Origin of the sequence: Sphaerospermopsis aphanizomenoides BCCUSP55, assembly GCF_001586785.1 — a bacterium.
GTDB classification, from domain to species: Bacteria; Cyanobacteriota; Cyanobacteriia; order Cyanobacteriales; family Nostocaceae; genus Sphaerospermopsis_A; species Sphaerospermopsis_A aphanizomenoides_A.
Genome location: NZ_LUFH02000215.1, coordinates 1 through 1415 on the forward strand (window position 1 = coordinate 1; position 1415 = coordinate 1415).

Here is a 1415-nt window from a genome sequence, read left to right on the forward strand (position 1 = left end):
TTAGCAAGTTTTTCAACTCATGTTCATATTATGGTGCAGAAAATCTACTTTGGCTCATTATTTGATGCAAAGTTTTATTTCGCTTTTTCTCGTAAGGCTTATTTTGTCGTTACTTATGGCTCGTTTTATGGTTCACAATTTGGCTCATTTTTTCGTTCAAGTCATAGCGAATTAAGCAAAAATATTGCCGAAGTTTAAATTAAAAGGTTGTCGAACCCAGAGCCAGATTAGTTTTATCTTTGAATAGCCACAGTAGGTAATAGGGCGATCACCTACTGTGGGACGTAACCTATCTTCTAGTACGAAACTTTGCCTTGCATCTCATTCAGTTTGACATTTACAGCAAGTTTATTATTTAATAAAACTGGACAAATAATTGAAAAAATAGAAATAATATGCTCATAGTGATAAAGCAGAGTGAAATAAAGTTGCAAGAAATGGGCTATCAAGAGAAAGATTTGCGCCAGCAGTATTTGGAGGAGTGACAGTTAATCGCTTATTGGTTATATTCGGGAACTCCCAATTTCAAATATAAATAAAGGAGAATTAATCATATCTACTGCTCTTAGAGGCGAAATATTGGGTGGAAAATATGATATTAAAACAAAAATTGGAGAAGGTGGTAGTGGTATTGTTTATCTAGGGCAAAATTTAAACTCTAAACAACGCTATGCCATTAAAACCCTTTCTACCGAAGAAGAAAATGCCATAAAACTTTTAGATAGAGAAACCCAAACCTTAAAACGATTAAACCATCAAAATATAGTTAAATTTATAGAAGAAGGCTATGAAAATAGTCATAAACTTGTTTATTTAGTATTAGAGTATCTAGATGGACAAAATATTAAAGAATATTTTGATAGTGGCATTGATTTAAAAACTAAATTAGATATATTCCTACAAATAATTGATGGTATTAGTCACGCTCATTCAAAAAATATTATTCACAGAGATATTAAACCAGATAATATTAAAATTGTTGATAAAGATGAAAAACCTGTAGCAAAAATACTGGATTTTGGAATAGCGATTATAACTACAACCATTCTGACTAATACAATTAGAAGCTACCATACTCCTCTATTCTCAGCCCCAGAGCAAATTAATCTTGAAGGAGTATCTAGAGATTCTGATATTTACTCTCTAGGTATGACATTCTTATATTTATTATCATCTCAACAAAGTAAAATTAACTTCCACGAACAAAGGGATAAAACAATCCTATATAATTCTGCTCAAGATACATTAGCTGATTGCAATGCTTTATCTTTAGTAAATATTCTCAAAAAAGCCACAGATAAAGATAGAGAAAACAGACCTAAACTTGATGAAATCAGAAAGATAATTGCTAATCTAAAAGAAGAATTATCTGAAAAAATAACCGTAATATTTAGCATTACACCTCAGTTCCAAGA

1 protein-coding gene and 1 pseudogene are annotated in these 1415 nt (G+C 30.9%); both read left to right on the forward strand.

Annotated features, from left to right (window positions below):
* Window positions 1–198, forward strand: a pseudogene (locus A0J48_RS27325) (hypothetical protein); the annotation flags it as partial.
* A 381-nt stretch (window positions 199–579) separates the two neighbouring features.
* On the forward strand, window positions 580–1415 hold an 836-nt coding region (locus tag A0J48_RS26340), incomplete at its 3' end, for a serine/threonine-protein kinase (protein ID WP_200327525.1).